This is a genomic window from Lysobacter sp. A421 (assembly GCF_054052145.1).
The window spans coordinates 248,521-268,471 of record NZ_JBSVRL010000004.1 but is presented as its reverse complement, the minus strand read 5'-3'; the positions used below and the strand labels follow the sequence as shown (position 1 = coordinate 268,471).

Here is a 19,951-nt window from a genome sequence, read left to right as displayed (position 1 = left end):
CGCGCTCCGGTCAGCTACAGGTTGAAGCGCAGGCTGCCACGACGCGCCTGAACGGCCGCCGGAATGTGCCATAGTCGTGGCGTTGTAAGGCGCGTAATCCGAAATTCCATGTTGTTGTCCACTTTCTATTGGGGAGGGGTCCATGCTGGAGCAGTACGGTTTGACCTTGGCGCTCGTGTGCGCCGTTATCGCGATCCTGTACGGGATCATCTCGGCGCGCTGGATCAGCGCGCAGCCCGCCGGCAATGAACGCATGCAGGAGATCGCCGGCGCGATCCAGGAAGGCGCTCGCGCCTATCTCAATCGGCAGTACCTGACGATCTCGGTCGCCGGGGTGGTGTTATTCGTCGTCATCGGCATCTTCCTGGGTTGGCCGACCGCGATCGGGTTTGCACTCGGCGCGGTGTTGTCGGGTGCCGCCGGTTATATCGGCATGAATGTCTCGGTGCGCGCCAACGTGCGTACCGCCGAGGCGGCGCGGCGCGGCATCGGGCCGGCGATGGATGTTGCCTTCAGGGGCGGCGCGATCACCGGGATGCTGGTGGTCGGACTGGGCCTGCTGGGGGTCGCCGGTTACTGGTTGGTACTGGAGAAGATCGGCATCGTTGGCGAGCCTGCACTGCATGCATTGCTCGGACTGGCGTTCGGCAGCTCGCTGATTTCGATCTTCGCCCGTCTTGGCGGCGGTATCTTCACCAAGGGCGCCGACGTCGGTGCCGACCTGGTCGGCAAGGTCGAGGCCGGGATCCCCGAGGACGACCCGCGCAACCCGGCGGTGATTGCCGACAACGTCGGCGACAACGTCGGTGACTGTGCCGGCATGGCCGCGGACCTGTTCGAGACCTACGCGGTGACGATCATCGCCACCATGTTGCTGGGCGGGTTGATGTTCGCCGCCGACACCAACGCGGTGTTGTATCCGCTGATGCTGGGCGCAGTGTCGATCATCGCCTCGATCATCGGCGCGTTCTTCGTCAAGGTGAAGGCCGGTGGCTCGATCATGGGCGCGCTGTACAAGGGCGTGATCGTGTCTGCCGTGTTGTCGGCGGTGGCGTTCTGGTTCGTTACCGCCGACATGTTCCCGGACGGGCTGACCTCGCTGGATGGCACGCTGTCGGTGTCCTCGACCAACATCTTCTACTGCGGCCTGATCGGCCTGGTGCTGACGGGCTTGATCGTGTGGATCACCGAGTACTACACCGGCACGCAATTCAAGCCGGTGCAGCACATCGCCGCGGCGTCCACCACCGGGCATGGCACCAACATCATTGCGGGCCTGGGCATCTCGATGAAGTCGACCGCCTGGCCGGTGCTGGTGGTCTGTGCGGCAATCTGGGGCGCGCACGCGCTTGGAGGCCTGTACGGCATCGCCATCGCCGCAACCGCCATGTTGTCGATGGCCGGCATGATCGTCGCCCTTGATGCCTACGGCCCGATCACCGACAACGCCGGTGGCATCGCGGAGATGGCCGACCTGCCGCCGGAGGTGCGCGATATCACCGACCCGCTGGATGCAGTCGGCAACACCACCAAGGCCGTGACCAAGGGCTATGCGATCGGTTCGGCGGCACTGGCGGCACTGGTGCTGTTTGCCGATTACACCCACAACCTCAACACCGCCGGTGAAGCCAAGGCGGCCCTCACCGGCGTCGCCTACGAGGCCATGCGTTTCGATCTTTCCGACCACATGGTGATCATCGGCCTGTTGATCGGCGGATTGATTCCCTACCTGTTCGGCGCGATGGCGATGGAGGCGGTCGGCCGGGCTGCGGGCGCGGTGGTGGAGGAAGTACGCCGACAGTTCCGCGAGATCCCCGGGATCATGGAAGGCACCGGCAAGCCGGATTATTCGCGCGCGGTCGACATGCTGACCAAGTCGGCGATCAAGGAGATGATCCTGCCTTCACTGTTGCCGGTGGCCGTGCCGATCGTGGTCGGTCTGTTGCTGGGACCGAAGGCGCTGGGCGGATTGCTGATCGGCACGATCGTGACCGGGATTTTCGTGGCGATCTCGATGACGACCGGTGGCGGCGCGTGGGATAACGCGAAAAAGTACATCGAAGACGGTCATCACGGCGGCAAGGGCAGCGACGCGCACATGGCGGCGGTAACCGGCGATACCGTCGGCGATCCGTACAAGGACACCGCCGGCCCGGCAATCAACCCGCTGATCAAGATCATCAATATCGTCGCGCTGCTGATGGTGCCGCTGCTGTAGCCACACCGGCATCACGGATATCCAGGGCGGCCTTCGGGCCGCCCTTTTTTACAGGTGGGCCATGGATTCCGTGGCGCCGGCACCACCCCCGACGTGATGTTCACCTTTCAGTGCCCGGACCCCATTGATGCCGAAGTGGCGCCTGGCGTCGGCAATCCAATCTTGCGGGCAAACGCAGAAAAACGCGGGTCATCCCGGTAACGCAGGATGAAGGGATCGTAGAGCAGGTAGGCGACTCCCGGGTCGCGGTTGACCCACGCGCGATCCAGCCATTCAAAGACCTTGTCCGCGTCATTGCGCAGGGCATACACGTCGGCGATCTGATACGCGGCAACATCGGCCTGGGCGTCAACCAGGGCCTGCAATGCGGCATCGGCGGCCTCACGGTCATCACCGATCTGCAGTGCCAGCGCGAGTGCAATGTCGTGCCAGACCCCTGCCGGCTCCTGTCGCGCTGAGATCAGCGCGGCCTTGGCGTTGCCGCGCAGGATTTCGATGACGGCCAGTTGCTCGTAATAGACCGCCGCCTCGGGTTGCAGCTCGATTGCCTTGCGGATCGCCTGCTCCGCCTCGTCGAGACGCCCGACCGGCGCAAGATAGGTGGCGAGCCAGTAGTACCAGCTCGCATGCAACGGGTCGGCTGCCAACGCTTGCCGGGTCAGATCGACCGCCTGCCCGGGATTACCCAGGGTTGCCAGCAACACACCGAGTGAAAACTTGACGTCGCCATCGTTGGGGGCCAGCTGTACCGCGCGGCGGTACTCGGTTTCTGCCTGCGCCCAGTTGAAGTCCGCGGTGGACAGCAGGCGGCCGCGCGCCACATGCACCGCCGCCAGATCCGGATTCAGCGCCAACGCACTGGTAGCCGCCGCGCGCGCTTGTGCATACGCCTGCTGGGCCGGCGCACCGCCGAGAAACTGCGTCGCAAGATCCGTCCACGCGTGGGAAATCATGGCGTAGGCCTGTGCGTAGCGCGGATCGATCCGGGTCGCGGTGGTGTAGGCATCAATCGCCTTGCGCAGGTCGGCCTGGGTGCCGCGTGTACGGTAGAACTTGCCCTGCAGGTACGCGGTGTACGCATCCATATTGCCGCTGGGTGGGTGATCACTTTGCATCGCGGCGTCGGGCCCGGTCAGCAGTTGGGCCTTGAGTGCACTGGCGACCGCACTGGTGATCTCATCCTGCAGTGCAAACAGGTCCTTGAATGGCCGGTCAAAATGTTGCGACCACAGGGTGCTGCCATCGGCCGCCTCGACCAGCTGCGCGGTGATGCGCACGGTATCGCCAGCCCGGCGCACGCTGCCTTCCAGTAAATGGGCGACGCCAAGCTTGGCGCCGATCACCTTGCTGCTGTCCTTGCTGTTGCGGAACTGGAACGCGGAGTTCCGGCCGATGACCTTCAACCCATCAAACTGCGACAACGCCGTGATCAGGTCTTCGGAAAGACCGTCGGAAAAGTACTGCTGATCCTTGTCCCCACTGCCGTTCACCAACGGCAGTACCGCGATGGATTTGGCGGGGATGGCGGCGACGGCTTTCCCCGCGACCCGCTCGGTGGCACGCGCCGCGCCCTGCTTCTCGGCTTCCAGTTGCAGCGTTGCTTCGCGTTGCGGGGAAAACACGAACTTGTCGACCCCGAAATACGTGAGCGCGAGCAACAGCACGGCGACAATGGCCAGATTCATGCGTTGAGCCGTGCGTGACCCGATCGAGTCCGCCGCAGCAACCACAGCATCCAGCTTGAAACCATCCGGCGTGAATGCAAACACCCAGGCAAACACCAGTGCGGGTACAAACCCGATCGCGAGCACGATGACGATGCTCCGCATCAGCCAGTCCGGAGCACCGAACATCGGGAAGATGGTGTCCACCACCTGGGTGATCAACCAGGCTCCCACCAGATACAGGCCCGCCATGCGGATGACATTGCGGCGTTTGAGTTCGGCGAACAGGTTGCTTCCGCTCATCACGATCCCTTGGCTGGACGGCCCTGTGTCGAGGCACAGTGGTGCGGGTGTGCCGGCTGAACGGCCGGCATTCGCCGTCCTACCGACGCAGGCACCTTGATTGGCCCAACGCCAGTTGCTGGAAATACAGGACGCCCGCCCCGTCCGCGCGAGTTTGCCCAGGTGCGCGACCACGCCGATGGTGCGACGCAGCAGCCTACGAGGTAAAATCGTCGGCTTCACCCGGCCGCCGGTTGGCGCGCCCCTCACACCGCTTCGGAGCAAACCATGGGTCTGGATCATGTCACCACCGGCAAGAACCCGCCGGACGAGATCAACGTCATCATCGAGATCCCCAAGGATGCCGAGCCAGTAAAGTACGAGGTGGACAAGGAATCGGGCGCGATCTTCGTCGACCGCATCCTGTCCACCCCGATGCGCTATCCGTGCAACTACGGCTATGTTCCGCGCACCCTGTGCGGCGATGGCGACCCGGCCGATGTCATGGTGATCCTGCCGTTGCCGCTCATTCCCGGCTCAGTGATCCGTTGCCGTCCGGTCGGCGTACTCAGGATGAGTGACGAGGCCGGCAGCGACGAGAAGATCCTGGCCGTACCGTCCACCGATGTATTCAGCGGTTATGCCCATATCAACGACCTAGACCAGGTCAGCCCCCACTGGTGCGAGCGGATCGGGCATTTCTTCCAGCACTACAAGGATCTGGAAAAAGGCAAATGGGTCAAGCTCGACGGTTGGGGCGGCGCCGACGAGGCGAAGGCCTTGCTGGTCGATGCAATGAAGCGTCATGACGCTGAGGGGCATCAACCCGGGGCCTGATTGCCAGCCGGGCTGCTACGCAGAGAAAGAAGGCCGCCCTCGGGTGGCCTTCTTCATGTGTGCCTCCCAGTGGAATAAACCCAGCTGCCATGACCACACGGGCGCATCAAAAAAGCGGCCCCGTTCCCGGGGCCGCTTTGATGTTACTCAGTGCAATTTGATCGACGGATCGATCAGAAGCGCTGCTGGTACTTCATGTACATGAAGCGACCGATGTCGAAACCACCGTAGTACGAGTAGTTCGAGTTCGGCTGGCTGAACATCGCCTGGCCCTGGTGGTCGAACACGTTGTTCGCACCCACCGAGACGGTGGCATTCCACGGCGCATCCCAGCTTACTTGCAGGTCGTGGAAGGTGTTCGAACCGACCTTGTTCATCGGTGTGATCTCGCCATAGGTGTCAGGCGCGGCATAGTCGGGAAGGTTGCAGCGATCGTCGAAGTAGCACTGCTCCTTCATCGACGAGTAGTAGCGCATGCCCCAGTTGACGGCGAAATCAGCATAGGACCAGTTGAGGTTCATGTTGGAACGGATCCGGAAGTTGCCGCCGAAGCCGACCGACGGGGATTCCGGCGTGTCTGCATCGTTGGTGGTCTTCAGGTTGTTCTTGCTGACGTAGGTGGAGTCCCAGTTGATGCCGAACTGGCCCAGGCTCGCGGTATCGAACCGGTACGCCACGCCGAAGTCGAAGCCTTCGGTCTCGACGTAACCCGCATTGCGCAGACCGTAGGTCAACTCGTTGACGATGCCGGTGACCGGATCACGCGAGAAGCCCTGGCAACGTGCTTCGATGCCTCGGACGTAGCAATCTTCCAACATCAGGTTCGGGCTGTCCGAGACCATGGTGTTGTCGATCTGGATGCTCCACCAGTCGAGGGTCATGCTGAGGTTGTCGACGTAGCTTGGGCTGTACACCAGGCCCAGCGACTTGGACTCGGAGGTTTCCGGGGTCAGCAGCGGGTTGGAGCCCGAGTTGAACGGAACCGGGGTCTGGGCCGCGACACTGTCGGTCGGAACGAAGCCCTGCTGCAGCTGACGGTAATTCTGGCCGACATCCGCCACGCAAGCCGCGCTGCCGCCAACGACACCATAGACGCTGTCACACACGTCCCGGAAACCGGTGTAGAAGGTCTCGGAACTGCCACCGTACAGATCGTCGATGGTCGGAGCACGGAAACCGTCGGCGAGGGTACCGCGAACCATCAAGTCATCGAACGGCTTCCACTTGAAGCCAAACTTGTTGTTGGTGGTATCACCGAAGGTGGTGTAGTCCGAGTAACGGCTGGCGACGTTGAAGGTCAGCTCCTGCGCGAACGGCAGGTCGGCCAGGACCGGAATGTTCAACTCCAGGTAGAACTCGTCCACGGCGTACTGGCCCTGGGTCGGACCGGATGCCAGGTTGGTGGAATCGCCGGTCTGGGCAATGGCATCGGGGCTGAAGCGCCCCGATTCCTTGCGGTACTCGTAACCGGCCGCGAACGCCAGGTCACCGGCAGGCAACGCAAACAGGTTGCCGGCAACGTTGGCGAAGTAGCTGGTGGTCTCGGTCTCGCCCAGCGCGTGCTCGGTCTTGTACAGGTAGTCCTGCACGGCCTTGTCGCCCAGCGAGTGCGCTGCGTCGCCGGTGCCGAAGCCCGCAAACGGGTTCCACGGCACGCAACCGGCAATCTCGTTGCCCGGAGTACCGCAAACGATCTGGCCCTGGTCATTCTGGAACGACGGACCCACTGCGTTGCGCACATTCGGCTTGTAGAGGTTGCCGGTGGAGACCGCCTGCAGGTTGTTCTGGTTGAACAGATAGCCGGCATCCCAGTCCAGGTAACGGCTGCCGTAGTCGATCGAGCCTTCCAGCGCGGCGGTGATGCGCCAGGTGGTCAGGTCGCTCTGGGTGGTACGCGGCAATTCCCAGCCACGACGACGCCAGTCGATCTCGGTGCCGGCCAGCGGATTGAAGTAGCTGTCGCCCGACATCGCCGCATCAATCGCACTTGATTGCACCGGGTAGCCGGCAATCTGGCGCTCGGACATGCGCTTGTTGTACGACATGTCCGCCACCAGGCGAATGTTGTCGGTGATGTCGTGGTTGGCATTGACGAACAACGTGCGGCTTTCGGTCGGGTTGATCAAGTGCATCTGATCGGAACCCTTGCTGGTGTCGTCGGCGTTCTGCGGGTGGAAGTTGCCCAGGCCGATGGCGTTGCCGTCACGGTCCGGTGCGTACCACTCGGGATCCAGCGGCTTGCCATCCGGACCTTTCTTGCCGCTGTTGATGTTGAAGTTTCCCCACTGGCCGACCACCGTGGTGCTGTGCTGCGGGTAACCGGGGTAGGTGTCATCGCTGAACCAGCGATCCTTTGCCCAGACCGCTTCTTCCTTGTGCTGCGCCGCACCGATGGTGACAGAGCCGCGGTCACCGGCGAAGCCGACTACGAAATCGTAGTTCTGCTTGACGCCGTCACCTTCGCCGTACTGGCCGATATAGGCGTTGATTTCCGCGCCTTCGAAGTTCTTGCGGGTGATGATGTTGACCACGCCGGCAATGGCGTCGGAGCCGTACAGCGACGACGCGCCATCTTTCAGCACTTCGACGCGCTCAACCATGGCAGTCGGGATCTGCGAGATGTCCTGCAGGCCGCTGGTGGTGATACCAAGGCGCTTGCCATTGACCAGCACCAGGGTGCGCGATGCACCGAGGTTACGCAGGTCGATGTAGGAACCGCCCACGTTCTCGCCGGAGGACAGCGGCTCGGAGCGGCTGATCGGCGGGGTGCCGGCGGCAGTGATGTTCTGCAGGATGTCGGCAACGGAGCTGAAGCCCTGCTTCTGGATGTCTTCGCGGCTGATGGTCAACACCGGCTGCGAGGTTTCCAGATCGACCTGGCGGATACGCGAACCGGTGACTTCGATCCGGTCCAGGGTGGTTGCCTGCTCAGCGGGAGCGGCTTCCTGCGCGCCGGCAAAGGCCGGCACAAGTGCCATCGCGATACCAGCCGGCAGCAAGCCGAGCCGCATCGCGGGGCGCAAATTGCGGTAATTCATGGATCTCTCTCCAATAACGTTATGAGCGTGTTAAACGCGTCGTCAACGCTACGTCCCGAGAGCTTTTACTGCTTTGCCGCACCCGCCGCCTGACTTTGCCGAATCCGGCCTGAGTCACGCCGCCATCTTTTTCCGGTAGCTGGTCGCAGACATCTGGTAGCGAGCGCGAAACGCCCGTGCGAAGCTGCAGCAGTTTTCGAAACCACTGGCGGCGGCGATCTCGCCAATCATCATCTGGCTGCTGCCCAGTAACTCGGCCGCATGCTCGATCCGCATCCGTGCAGACGCGGACTGCGGGCTTTCGCCATATAGCGCGTGGTAGGTCTTGGAGAAGTACCAGCTGGAGTAGCTGGTCAACTCGGCCAGTTCGCTGATGCGCACGATCCGGTCGCGGTTGCCGTCCAGATACATATGGGCGCGCTGCAGCCGCCCGAACACCTGGCGCTTGCGCGCCCGGGAGCGGCCGGGGCAGCGCGGTATGCCGGCCGTCATTTCACTCTGGATCAGCGTCAACTGCAGCAGAAGCGGACGCAGTGCGGCCATCAAGGCGGTAGCGTCGTCACCATCGACTGTGGCCAGACGCCGGCTGGAGGCGCGCCATAACCGCAACGCCATCCGCGCATCGTGCAACTCGATATGCCCACGGCCGGCGTACAAGCCCGGTTGTGCCAGCGCACCGGCGGCGCGCAATGCGTCATCCCCCAGGCTCAAGCCAACACAAACGCCGTGCCGGTCTGCCTGGATCAGCGGTTTGGAGTCGCGGTCCAAGGCAATCCAGTCCCCCCGACGTACCCGGAACCGGCCTTCGCGCCCCTCCACCCAGGAGCTGCCGCGAAGCTGCAGCCAGATCGTCAGTGTGCCGGCCGGCATTTGCATGCTGCCCAGTCGCGAAACGCCGATACAACTCGCCTGGGAGCTGACCACCGGCGTATCAATCCGCAGCTGCTGGCCCCGATCGGCCCACGATGTGTTGTCCAAGGTCTTGCCCATGTGCCTGTAGAGGTCCACAGGTTTGCCGAATCTGCCCACGAACTCCTGAAGGTTTGCGGAAACCTGGCCGAAATTGTGCCGACTCTGGCGGCGAAAGATTTACGAAAGGCTGTTTCCCTTTCAAATCAACTACTTGATAACGCCGGGCCACATCGTCTCCGGCGGCGTCTCGAAGGTCGCGAAGCCGATGTTGCCGCCGTCGGATTCGGCAAGGGTGATATACAGCCGGCGGCCACTCCCATCAATGCTGAACCCGTGGGTCGCCGCGCGGCGGTCCCGGTCCAGGCAGCGCGACTGGACGATTGCGCCACCCGACTGCGGACCGTCTTGTTGTGTCGCTTGACCAAGCAAAAGCGCGGGACACCGCGCCGTGCGGCGACGAACATAGACCCCGCGATCGCCGGCCAGGGCCCAGGAGCGGTCGGATACGGCAAGCGAGCGTAGCGAGTCAACCGCCCTGACGCTATCCGCATCAAGGCGGAGATCAGCCTGCCATAAGCCTCTCTCGCCCGGCCGCGAAAACACCACCCGTTTATTCGCATTGTCGACCTGGACACTGGACACGCCATCCAGAAACGCCGTCAGCCGCCATGGCTGCTCGTCCCGGTCATACAGGTACAAGCCCAGATGGCCTTCACCACCATTGGCCAGCACCAATAACCGCTCGTCGTTATTCCCGCCCGACGCCGGCAGATATACGGCCTGCACTGGATGGGCCACAGGAACCGGGAGTCGTGTGACGGTGCCCCGTTTCGGAATTACCTCATACACCCCGTTTTCCTGGGGACGCTGGTCGTCGGAACGTCCGACTACCAGCACTCGCCGGTTGTCTGCATTCCATGATGGCAAATAGCGGGATTCCGGTTGCAAGCCTTCGATCAGGCGCAGGGAGTCAGGTTTATCCAACTCCGCCCACCACAGGCCGAACTTTCCGGATCGGTCAGAAGTAAACACCAATTGCCGCCCGTCCGGTGCGATCGCGGGCAACCGGTCACGACCGGAAGACGCGAACAAACGCTTGCCCGGGCTGCCTGCATCCAGGTCAAATTGGTAGATGCCAAAGTAGCTGCGTCGCACAACATAGGCCAATGACGACACGTTGGCCGCGGTCACTGGCTGCTCGCCATCCTCGACTCCCAGGCTGGTATGCGTTCCGGTGTCCAGGCCATAACGGTAGAGTCCGCTGCTGCTGTGATCGCGTCGCCCATAGATCAGTGCCCGACCGGTTGAGCTCCAGTCCCAACCGCGAATCTCGGCATTGATCCGGGTCAGTCGCTCGGCAATACCGCCGGTTGCCGACAAGCGCCAGAAATCACCCAACGGCGAATTGCGCACGAAGATGATCCAGCGTCCGTCAGGCGAGTAACGCGGGGCAAAGTCCTGATGGTCCGGGTCAGCATCGTATTCCAGCGCCTGAACCTCACCACTGGCGAGGTTCAGGACCTGCAATCCGGCTCCCCCATTGACCAGGCCCCGGCCACCGAAGATCAGGCCACGACCATCCGGGGTCCAGTCGAAACCGGGAGGATCGGACGGGTCGCACGTGCCCACGACGCGTTCCACACCGCCAGTGGCTGGCACCACGAGCACGTGACAGCTCTGTCCGGGCACGATTCGCAAAAACGCGATCTCGCGACCGCTGGGCGACCATTCTGGGCTGTGGTCGTCGGCCACGCCAACGGGATGGGTCAATTGGGTCGGCACCGTAGGCGCAGTGGGCTGGACCATGATCGCAATGTTGCGCTGCCCGGCAGGCACCGCGATATAGGCCACCATCCCTCCGTCCGGGCTGAGCGTAGGCGAGAACTCGAAGCCCGGCGCCGAGGTGATCAGTCGGGTGTCCAATTGGTACCGGGATGGTGATGGCTGCGTCGCGACAGAAGTCGCCACGTCACCGGAAGGCCAGGTCCACCACACCAGCGCCGTAACCAGGCTTGCCACCAGTATCAACACGCCAAGAATCACGCCCGGATTGCCGCGCACGGCCACAGGAGTACCGTCGGCGCGATCCCGCCGTGGCTCCCCGGCCGTGACCGCCACCGGCACAAGCAGACTGGGCACGGCAGGCGTCTTCGCCGCATCAACCTGGGAGAACTCCCGGGTGCTCGCGGCGTCCGGCGCCAGCCCAGGGGCTGGGACTGTGGCGGTTTCCACGCCGTCGTCCAGCCACTCCACTTCTGCCAGCAGCCGGTAACCGCTTTTTGCGATCGTCTCGATGTACTGGGGGCTTTCCCGAAGCTCGTTGAACGCCTTCCGCAGCAGGGTTATTGCCTGGGTGACCACGTCGTCACCGGGCAAGGTGTCCGGCCAGACCTGGGCCAGCAGGGCATCGCGGCTGACTACCTTGCCGGCGTTGGCAACCAGCACCAGCAGTACGCTCAGAGACTTGGGCGTGATCCTGCGTGGCCGGCGTGCTCCCGGCGCCGTCACCTCGCGCAGGGAGATATCCACCGTACATTGGCCTACGCGCAGTCGTTCAGACAAGGGTGCTGCCACAAGAAAAACATCAGAGCAGGCAAGTCTGACCTGCCGCGCCCCAACTGTCCCATGTCGAAAGTCGAATACCTGCCCGCTTGCGCAAAGCCATTCGCCCGTTAGCACCAAGCAACGCGGGTTGCAGCGTCCGTCGGCCCAGAAACCGATCCGCTTCGCGCTCAGGGATGGTTCAGTCCGGGGGCTCGGTTTAGTCCTCGGGGAACTCCTTGGCGACTGCGGCCATGTCTTCCCTGTGTCGCCTTACGGTCAGCGCGATCAACCGCGACACTACCACCGCGATATAAGCCAGTCCGACGAACTGCTCCAGCATCACCAGTACCCGCGCCCATGAACTGACCGGGGCGACGTCGCCCAGCCCGGTAGCGGTCAGGTTGGTGAAGCTCAGGAACAGCAGCTCGATCCATGGCCGCGACTGCGCCGGGTTGATGGAACTGCTGAAAGACCCCGGCGATACCGCTTGGCAGACCATGTAGGCGAAGGCGAAACCCCACGCGAGCAGGGTGAAAGTCGCCCCCGCGGCAAACAGCTCGTCGGCGCTGACCAGGTGATCGTTCATCATGTAGACGATCAGGCTGCCTGCGGTATAGAAATACAACACCGATTCCAGCGCCGATGAGATCACCAGCAAGTCGCTGCTGCCCAGCACGATCGAGGCCATCGAGATCCCAATCGCCGGCACCGCAACCAGCCACGCCACCCACTTGATGGCCGGACTGCGCCACACCACCCAGACCGCCAGCAGCGGCACCAGCACGCCGAACGCACCAAACAGCACCCGTTGGCTGTGGCGGCCGTCGAACACCGGATACAGCAACAGGCTGAGCAACTGGGCCGCCAGCAGGAATGCCGAAGGGTGGCGTTTGGCGATCAACTGCCAACGCCGATACAGATAGCCGTAATTTCCCATTGCGCGAGTGTGCCGCACCATCGACTCACCGCCAATCCCTGGCGTCTGGCAAGGTGCCCGGGCGATCGCGTATTCCGCGCGACCGTCCGGGCAGCGGTGATCAGCTCTTGCGGTAGACCTCGGCGCCGGCGGCCCGGAACTGGGCTGCCTTCTGCGCCATGCCGTCTTCGATTACCTGGTCCTGACCCGGCCCGGGTTCGGCGGTGCTACCGTCCCCGAACGTCGTGCGCACGTCGTGGCTGATTTTCATCGAACAGAACTGCGGGCCGCACATCGAGCAGAAATGCGCCGACTTGTGCGCGTCCTTGGGCATGGTTTCGTCGTGGTATTCGGTCGCACGTTCAGGGTCCAGGCCAAGGTTGAACTGGTCTTCCCAGCGGAACTCGAAGCGCGCCTTGCTCAGTGCGTTGTCGCGCGCCTGTGCACCGGGGTGGCCTTTGGCGAGGTCGGCGGCGTGGGCGGCGATCTTGTACGCCATCAGGCCTTCGCGCACATCGTTCTTGTTCGGCAGCCCGAGGTGTTCCTTGGGAGTCACGTAGCAGAGCATCGCGCAGCCGTACCAGCCGATCAGCGCCGCACCGATCGCGCTGGTGATGTGGTCGTAGCCCGGCGCGATGTCGGTGGTCAGCGGGCCCAGGGTGTAGAACGGCGCCTCGCCGCAGACTTCCAGCTGCTTGTCCATGTTCTCCCTGATCAGGTGCATCGGCACGTGGCCGGGGCCTTCGACCATGGTCTGGACGTCGTGCTTCCACGCGATCTTCGTCAGCTCACCCAAGGTTTCCAGCTCGGCGAACTGGGCGGCGTCGTTGGCGTCGGCAATGCTGCCCGGACGCAGGCCGTCGCCCAGCGAGAACGCCACGTCGTAGGCCTTCATGATGTCGCAGATGTCTTCGAAGTGCTCGTAAAGGAAGCTCTCCTTGTGATGCGCCAGGCACCACTTGGCCATGATCGACCCGCCGCGGCTGACGATGCCGGTCACGCGATTCGCGGTCAGCGGCACGTAGCGCAGCAACACCCCGGCGTGGATGGTGAAGTAGTCCACGCCCTGCTCGGCCTGCTCGATCAGCGTGTCGCGGAAGATCTCCCAGGTCAGCTCCTCGGCGCGGCCGTCGACCTTCTCCAGCGCCTGGTAGATCGGCACCGTGCCGATCGGGACCGGGCTGTTGCGGATGATCCACTCGCGGGTCTCGTGGATGTGCTTGCCGGTCGACAGGTCCATGACGTTGTCGGCGCCCCAGCGGATCGCCCAGACCAGCTTCTCGACTTCCTCGGCGATACCCGACGACACCGCCGAGTTGCCGATGTTGGCGTTGACCTTGGTCAGGAAATTGCGGCCGATGATCATCGGCTCGCTTTCGGGGTGGTTGATGTTGCACGGGATGATCGCGCGGCCGCGGGCAACCTCATCGCGCACGAACTCCGGTGTGATGAGCTTCTGGATGTTGGCGCCGAAGCCCTGCCCCGGATGCTGCTTGAGCAGGTGCGTCTCGGTGATTGCTTGCAGCCGCTGGTTCTCGCGGATCGCGATGTATTCCATCTCCGGAGTGATGATGCCGCGCCGCGCGTAATGCATCTGGGTGACGTTGGCGCCGGCGACAGCACGACGCGGCAACGGACGGGTGCCGAAGCGCACCGCGTCGAGCTTCGCGTCGCCTTCGCGTCCACGACCGAACTGCGATGACAGGCCATCCAGCGCTTCGGTATCGCCGCGCTCGGCGATCCAGGCGGCACGCAACGGTGCCAGCCCACGCGACAGGTCGATGGTGGCCGACGGATCGGTGTACGGCCCGGAGGTGTCGTAGACGGCGAGTGGCGCGTTGTCCTCGCCGCCAAACAGGGTCGGTGTGGCGGCGAGCACGACCTCGCGCATCGCGACCTGCAGGTCGGGGCGCGAACCGGGCATGTGGATCTTGCGCGAGCCCGGCATCGGCCGGGTCACGTCCGCTGACAACTTGTCGGTTTGCTGCACCAGCTCGCGCTGGTCGACAGCCTGGCCAGAGGGGCCAGTTCGGGGAAATGCATTCATGGGCTTCGTCCGCTTCATGTGGACAGCCCGCGCTGGGCGGACTGCTGCGAGGATTCGCTTTGGCGCACGAAGCGGCGGCGCACGGACGCAACACGTCCGGCGAAGCTTCCCTACGGCGGTATCAACCGCGTCAGGTTCGAAGGGACTATCTCAACCGTGCTCTGTCTTACGACACACGGTACCCCCGCTTCAGTCGCACATTGAAGCACGGACGCCGCGTCGCAACCACCGGTGGAGCTGCGAATCGGCGCACTCGGGACCAGTCAGGCTGTCCGGACAAAGGCGATGACCTCGGCGCCGGCCATGCGCATCAGGCAGTTACCGAGCCATGACAAAAATATAGTTGACGCCGCAATAGCGACTGTGCTTATGTCGGTCCATGACGCAGCGCACCATCACTTCGCCGTTCCAGCCGGAACTCCAGCCGGAATTCCAGCCGACCATTCCTACCGGATCGGTTGCCGGCCAGGCCGCGCTCGCAACCACCGTACTCGTACTTATTACCCTCCTTATTACCGTCCTTACAGGCGCGGGGTTCGGGTACGTGTAGACCAACACAAACCCAGGTAACAAGAACCGGACCCCGCGCCCCAAAAAGGCGCGGGGTTTTTCGTTCTTGCGACCCGGGTTTCCCTGATCAAGCCGGATTTTTCCGGATCCACAAGGAAGCCACTCGTGAGAAGCAACGCCATCAAGTCAGGTCCTGCCCACGCTCCCGCACGCGCCATGCTGCGGGCGACGGGAATGGACGATGCCGCTATCGCCAAGCCTCTGGTCGCGATCGTCCACACCTGGACCGACGTCTCACCTTGCAACATCAACTTGCGCGAGCTCGCCCAGCATGTGCGCGAAGGCATACGCAGCGGCGGCGGTACGCCGGTGGAGTTCAACACCATCGCCGTCACCGACGGCATTGCGATGGGCAGCGACGGGATGCGCGCGTCGCTGGCATCGCGCGAGACGATCGCCGACTCGATCGAACTGGCGGTCACCGGCCATTGCCTGGACGCGATGGTGCTGCTGGTGGGTTGCGACAAGACCATTCCCGCAGCGGCAATGGCGGCGGCACGGCTGGATATCCCGACCGTGATTCTTTACGGCGGCACGATCATGCCTGGCCACTGCCCCAGCGAGGACGGCAATGACCACCCGCTGACGGTGCAGGACGTGTTCGAGGCGGTGGGCGCGCATGCCGCTGGCCATATCGATGACGCGGCACTGTACGAGGTCGAGCGCCACGCCTGTCCCGGCGCCGGTGCCTGCGGTGGCCAGTACACCGCCAATACCATGGCGATGGTGCTGACGGTGCTGGGCCTGTCACCACTGCAACTCAACGACATTCCGGCAATCCACCCCGACAAGGCCGCCGCCGCGCGCACCTGTGGTGAGTTGGTGATGCGGCAGTTCCACGCTGGCGGTCCCACCCCACGCCAGATCCTGTCGGCGGTCGGGTTGCGCAATGCCGCACGTGCGGTATCGGCCACCGCCGGCTCGACCAACTGCGCGATGCACCTGTTGGCGATCGCGCATGAAGCCGGCATCCCGTTCACCCTGGAGGAGTTCCAACAAGCCTCGAGCACGCCGGTCATCGCCGACCTGAAACCCGGCGGTCGCTATACCGCAGCGGAGATGTTCACCGTCGGTGGCGTCGCGCTGGTGGCGCACGAGCTGCGCACCGCCGGCCTGATCGACGACATCCCGACGGTTACCGGCCGCAGCCTGTTCGAAGAGCTCGACGCACTGCCGGCACCCGGCCCGCAGGACGTGGTCCGGCCGGTGACGAACCCGATCAAGCCGGTGGGCGGGTTCTCGATCCTGTACGGGGATCTCGCCCCGGAAGGCTGCATCGTCAAGCTCGCTGGCCACGGCCACGCCCATTTCGAAGGCCCGGCGCGGGTATTCAATTCCGAACAGGCCTGCTTCGCGGCCGTGCAGGCGCGACAGATCAACGCCGGCGAAGTGATCGTGATCCGCTTCGAGGGACCGGCCGGCGGTCCCGGCATGCGCGAGATGCTGGCCGTCACCGCCGCGCTGGTCGGCCAGGGTCTGGGCGATGACGTGGCATTGATCACCGACGGTCGCTTCAGCGGCGCCACCCGTGGATTCATGGTCGGCCACGTCTGCCCCGAAGCCGCACGCGGCGGACCGATCGCGAAGCTGCGCGACGGCGATTTCGTTCGCATCGACGTGGCGACCCGCCGCATCGACGTGGACGCCGACCTGGCATCGCGGCCGGTGACGCGGATCGCACCGCGGGTAACCACCGGGGTGCTGGCCAAGTACGCGCGCGATGTCGGTTCGGCGTCGAAGGGCGCGGTGACGGCACCCGGCCCGCTGGATGCCGTGCCGGCACGCGCGATCGCCGCGACCCTGGTCGATGCACGCACGGCGGAACCCGCCTGACGCCACTGCCCCACCCACCTCATGGAAACGACGCAAGTCGCGACCTGCCACCACCAGGTCGCGACTTGCGTCGCCCCCCCCTGCAAACACCCCCTTCGATCACTCACAGGAACCATCGCAATGACCAGCTCCGATACCTCCACCCACCGCCCCCACGTCGCCGTCATCGGTTACGGCAGCCAGGGGCGCGCGCATGCACTGAACCTGCGCGACTCCGGCTTCGATGTGACCGTCGGCCTGCGTCCGGGCGGCCCTACTTCGATCAAGGCGACCGCTGACGGCTTCCACGTCAGCACTCCGGCCGAAGCGGTCGCGGGCGCCGAGATCGTCGCGGTCCTCACCCCGGACATGGTGCAACCGCAGCTGTATACGGAGGTCATCGAACCGAACATCACCCACGGCGCGTGCCTGCTGTTCGCACACGGCTTCAACGTGCATTACGGCCAGATCACCCCGCGCGCGGACCTCGATGTGGTGCTGGTCGCGCCGAAGGGGCCGGGTGCGCTGGTGCGCCGCGAATACGAGATCGGCCGTGGCGTGCCGGCGGTGTATGCCGTCCACCAGGACCGGAGCGGCAAGGCCGAAAAGTTCGCACTGACCTATTGCGCCGGCATCGGTGGTGCGCGCCAGAACGCGATCAGGACCACGTTCAAGGAAGAGACCGAAACCGACCTGTTCGGCGAGCAGGCGATTTTGTGCGGCGGCGCCACCAAGCTGGTGCAGGCCGGTTGGGAGACGCTGGTGGAGGCCGGTTACCAGCCCGAGGTCGCCTACTACGAATGCCTGCATGAGCTGAAATTGATCGTCGACCTGTTCTACGAGGGCGGCATCACCCGGATGCACGAATTCATCAGCGAGACGGCCCAATACGGCGCGTTGACCCGCGGCTCCTACGTGGTGGACGACAGCACCCGCACGCAGATGCGCAAGGTGCTGGCGGAGATCCAGGACGGTACGTTCGCGCGGCAGTGGATCGCCGAGTACCAGTCGGGCAATGCCAACTACCTGGCACTGAAGCAGGCCGATCTGGACCATCCGATCGAAGCCACCGGCCGCAAGCTGCGCGCCGCGATGCCGTGGCTGTCCACCGCCCCGCAGGCTGCCGCCGAGCCCGTCCCCCATCGCCCGGCCACCACCGCCAAGGCCGAGACGGCCGCGGCATGAACGCAGCCCGCTGGCTGGTGCAAGCCTTGGCGGCGGAAGGCGTGGACACGCTGTTCGGGTATCCCGGTGGCGCGATCATGCCGTTCTACGACGCCTTGTATGGCAGCGGACTCAAGCACGTGCTGGTCCGCCACGAGCAGGGTGCCGCATTCGCCGCCAATGGCTATGCACGTTCCAGCGGACGGGTCGGCGTATGCGTCGCGACCTCCGGTCCGGGCGCCACCAACCTGGTGACCGGCATCGCCGACGCGATGCTTGACTCGGTGCCGATGGTGGTGATCACCGGCCAGGTGGCCACCACGTTGATGGGCACCGACGCGTTCCAGGAACTCGATGTGTTCGGCATGACCTTGCCGGTGGTCAAACACAGTTTCATCCCGCGCGATGTCGACCAGTTGCCGGAGATGGTGCGCGAGGCGTTCCGGCTGGCGCGCAGCGGACGTCCCGGGCCGGTGCTGATCGACCTGCCCAAGGACGTCCAGTTGGCCGACGCGATGCACCTGCCTGCGCATGTTCCTGCGCCGGTGGATGTCTTGCCGGTTGCCGGCACCGTCGCCCTGGTCGCTGCGCTGGAACTGTTGTCGAAGGCACGCAAACCGGTGGTCTATGGCGGCGGCGGGATCGCGCTGGGCGACGCGGTGGCCGAGTTCCGTACCTTCGTCGAGTCGATCCAGGCACCCACTGTGCTGACCCTGCGTGGCCTGGGCGCGCTGCCGGACGGGCATCCGCTGAACCTGGGAATGCTGGGCATGCATGGCACCTTGGCTGCCAATCTGGCGGTGCAGGAGGCCGACCTGCTGGTGGTGGTGGGCGCACGTTTCGATGACCGCGCGACCGGTCGGCTGGACCAGTTCGCGCCCTTGGCCAAGGTAATCCATCTCGACCTGGACCCGGTGGAGTTCAACAAGCTGCGTCACGCCGAAGCGGTCCTGCATGGCGACCTGCACCACAGCCTCAACCACCTGGCCACGGCAATGCCGGAATGCTCCGCGTGGCGGGTCACCTGCCTGGCACGCAGGCAATCGCACGCGGCGCGTTACGACGCTCCCGGCCCAAACGTTTACGCCCCGGCGTTGCTGAGGCGATTGTCCGAACTCGCGCCGGCGGCGGTGGTCGCCTGCGATGTGGGCCAGCACCAGATGTGGGTGGCCCAGCACTGGGGTTTCAACGATCCACGCAAGCACCTGACCAGCGGCGGACTGGGCGCGATGGGGTTTGGCCTGCCGGCCGCGATCGGTGCGCAAATGGCCGACCCGCACGGACAGGTGATCTGCGTCAGCGGCGACGGCTCGTTCCTGATGAACGTGCAGGAGTTGGCAACGGTGGCGCGCTATCGCCTGCCGGTGAAGATCGTGCTGCTCGACAACCAGCGCCTGGGCATGGTCCGGCAGTGGCAGGAACTGTTCTTCGAGAACCGCTATTCGGAAACCGACCTGTCCGACAACCCGGACTTCGTCGCCGTCGCCACCGCCTTTGGAATCCCCGGCTTCCACCTGGACCGCGCCGACAACTGCGAAGACGCCCTGCGACGCCTGCTGGCAATGCCCGGCCCCGCGCTGCTGCACGTCTCCATCGACGCCCACGCCAACGTGTGGCCGCTGGTTCCGCCCAACCACAACAACGCCCAGATGCTCCATCCCGAGGAACGCCCGCAATGCGCCACGAATTTGAGCTGACCCTGCGCCAGGCCGAAGGCGCGCTGGCGCGTGTGATCGGCACGGCGGAGCGCCGCGGCTTCCGGCCGGTGAGCTTCAACGGCCACGCCACCGCCAACGGCGACCACTGGCGGATGCGCCTGGCGGTGGAAGGTGAGCGGCCGGCGGAGTCGCTGCGCGCACAGCTGGAGAAGCTGTACGACTGCCTGGCCGTGGAGGTATCGCCATGCCGGCAATAAACCTCCACTGGCGCGCGCCTGACTACCAACAT

At 64.4% G+C, this 19,951-nt stretch carries 12 protein-coding genes and 1 riboswitch; of the genes, 6 read left to right on the top strand and 6 right to left on the bottom strand.

The genetic code is table 11. The features are described from left to right. Positions 1-142 precede the first annotated feature (142 nt). The gene (locus ACW7G6_RS12565; RefSeq protein ID WP_456979924.1) at positions 143-2,218 is read left to right on the top strand and encodes a sodium-translocating pyrophosphatase; all 2,076 of its coding nucleotides are present in this window, start codon (positions 143-145) and stop codon (positions 2,216-2,218) included. A gap of 107 nt (positions 2,219-2,325) precedes the next feature. Here ACW7G6_RS12565 and ACW7G6_RS12560 read toward each other — a convergent pair whose 3' ends face one another. Continuing rightward, the gene (locus tag ACW7G6_RS12560) at positions 2,326-4,185 is read right to left on the bottom strand and encodes a tetratricopeptide repeat protein (protein WP_456979925.1); all 1,860 of its coding nucleotides are present in this window, start codon (positions 4,183-4,185) and stop codon (positions 2,326-2,328) included. Positions 4,186-4,452: 267 nt separating this feature from the next. On the opposite strand from ACW7G6_RS12560, the gene ppa reads away from it, so the two are divergent. After that, positions 4,453-5,001, top strand: coding sequence for an inorganic diphosphatase (ppa, locus tag ACW7G6_RS12555; RefSeq protein ID WP_456979926.1), 549 nt, complete (start codon positions 4,453-4,455; stop codon positions 4,999-5,001). Between the two features lie 173 nt (positions 5,002-5,174). Here ppa and ACW7G6_RS12550 read toward each other — a convergent pair whose 3' ends face one another. The 5 genes from ACW7G6_RS12550 to thiC form a co-directional block, all read right to left on the bottom strand. Next, positions 5,175-8,039 (bottom strand): TonB-dependent receptor domain-containing protein, encoded by a 2,865-nt coding sequence (locus ACW7G6_RS12550; protein ID WP_456979927.1) that lies wholly within the window; start codon positions 8,037-8,039, stop codon positions 5,175-5,177. Positions 8,040-8,153: 114 nt separating this feature from the next. Then, complete coding sequence (locus ACW7G6_RS12545) at positions 8,154-9,029, bottom strand: helix-turn-helix domain-containing protein (protein ID WP_456979928.1); 876 nt, start codon at positions 9,027-9,029, stop codon at positions 8,154-8,156. A gap of 129 nt (positions 9,030-9,158) precedes the next feature. Continuing rightward, the gene (locus ACW7G6_RS12540; RefSeq protein WP_456979929.1) at positions 9,159-11,480 is read right to left on the bottom strand and encodes a winged helix-turn-helix domain-containing protein; all 2,322 of its coding nucleotides are present in this window, start codon (positions 11,478-11,480) and stop codon (positions 9,159-9,161) included. 232 nt (positions 11,481-11,712) lie between these two features. Then, positions 11,713-12,453, bottom strand: a complete 741-nt coding sequence (locus tag ACW7G6_RS12535) for an ion channel (protein ID WP_456998384.1) — start codon at positions 12,451-12,453, stop codon at positions 11,713-11,715. 79 nt (positions 12,454-12,532) lie between these two features. Next, complete coding sequence (thiC, locus tag ACW7G6_RS12530) at positions 12,533-14,458, bottom strand: phosphomethylpyrimidine synthase ThiC (RefSeq protein WP_456979931.1); 1,926 nt, start codon at positions 14,456-14,458, stop codon at positions 12,533-12,535. An 89-nt stretch (positions 14,459-14,547) separates the two neighbouring features. Then, a riboswitch (TPP riboswitch) is annotated at positions 14,548-14,654 on the bottom strand. Positions 14,655-15,133: 479 nt separating this feature from the next. Here thiC and ilvD point away from each other — a divergent pair. From ilvD to ACW7G6_RS12510, 4 genes are all read left to right on the top strand, one after another. Further along, positions 15,134-16,861 (top strand): dihydroxy-acid dehydratase, encoded by a 1,728-nt coding sequence (gene ilvD, locus ACW7G6_RS12525; protein ID WP_456979932.1) that lies wholly within the window; start codon positions 15,134-15,136, stop codon positions 16,859-16,861. Positions 16,862-16,981: 120 nt separating this feature from the next. Next, positions 16,982-18,025, top strand: coding sequence for a ketol-acid reductoisomerase (ilvC, locus tag ACW7G6_RS12520; protein ID WP_456998383.1), 1,044 nt, complete (start codon positions 16,982-16,984; stop codon positions 18,023-18,025). Continuing rightward, the gene (ilvG, locus tag ACW7G6_RS12515) at positions 18,022-19,701 is read left to right on the top strand and encodes an acetolactate synthase 2 catalytic subunit (RefSeq protein ID WP_456979934.1); all 1,680 of its coding nucleotides are present in this window, start codon (positions 18,022-18,024) and stop codon (positions 19,699-19,701) included. The genes ilvC and ilvG overlap by 4 nt, the downstream gene beginning before the upstream one ends. After that, on the top strand, positions 19,680-19,919 hold the full coding sequence (locus ACW7G6_RS12510; RefSeq protein ID WP_456979935.1) for an ACT domain-containing protein: 240 nt from the start codon (positions 19,680-19,682) through the stop codon (positions 19,917-19,919). Before ilvG ends, ACW7G6_RS12510 begins: the two co-directional genes overlap by 22 nt. Positions 19,920-19,951 lie beyond the last annotated feature (32 nt).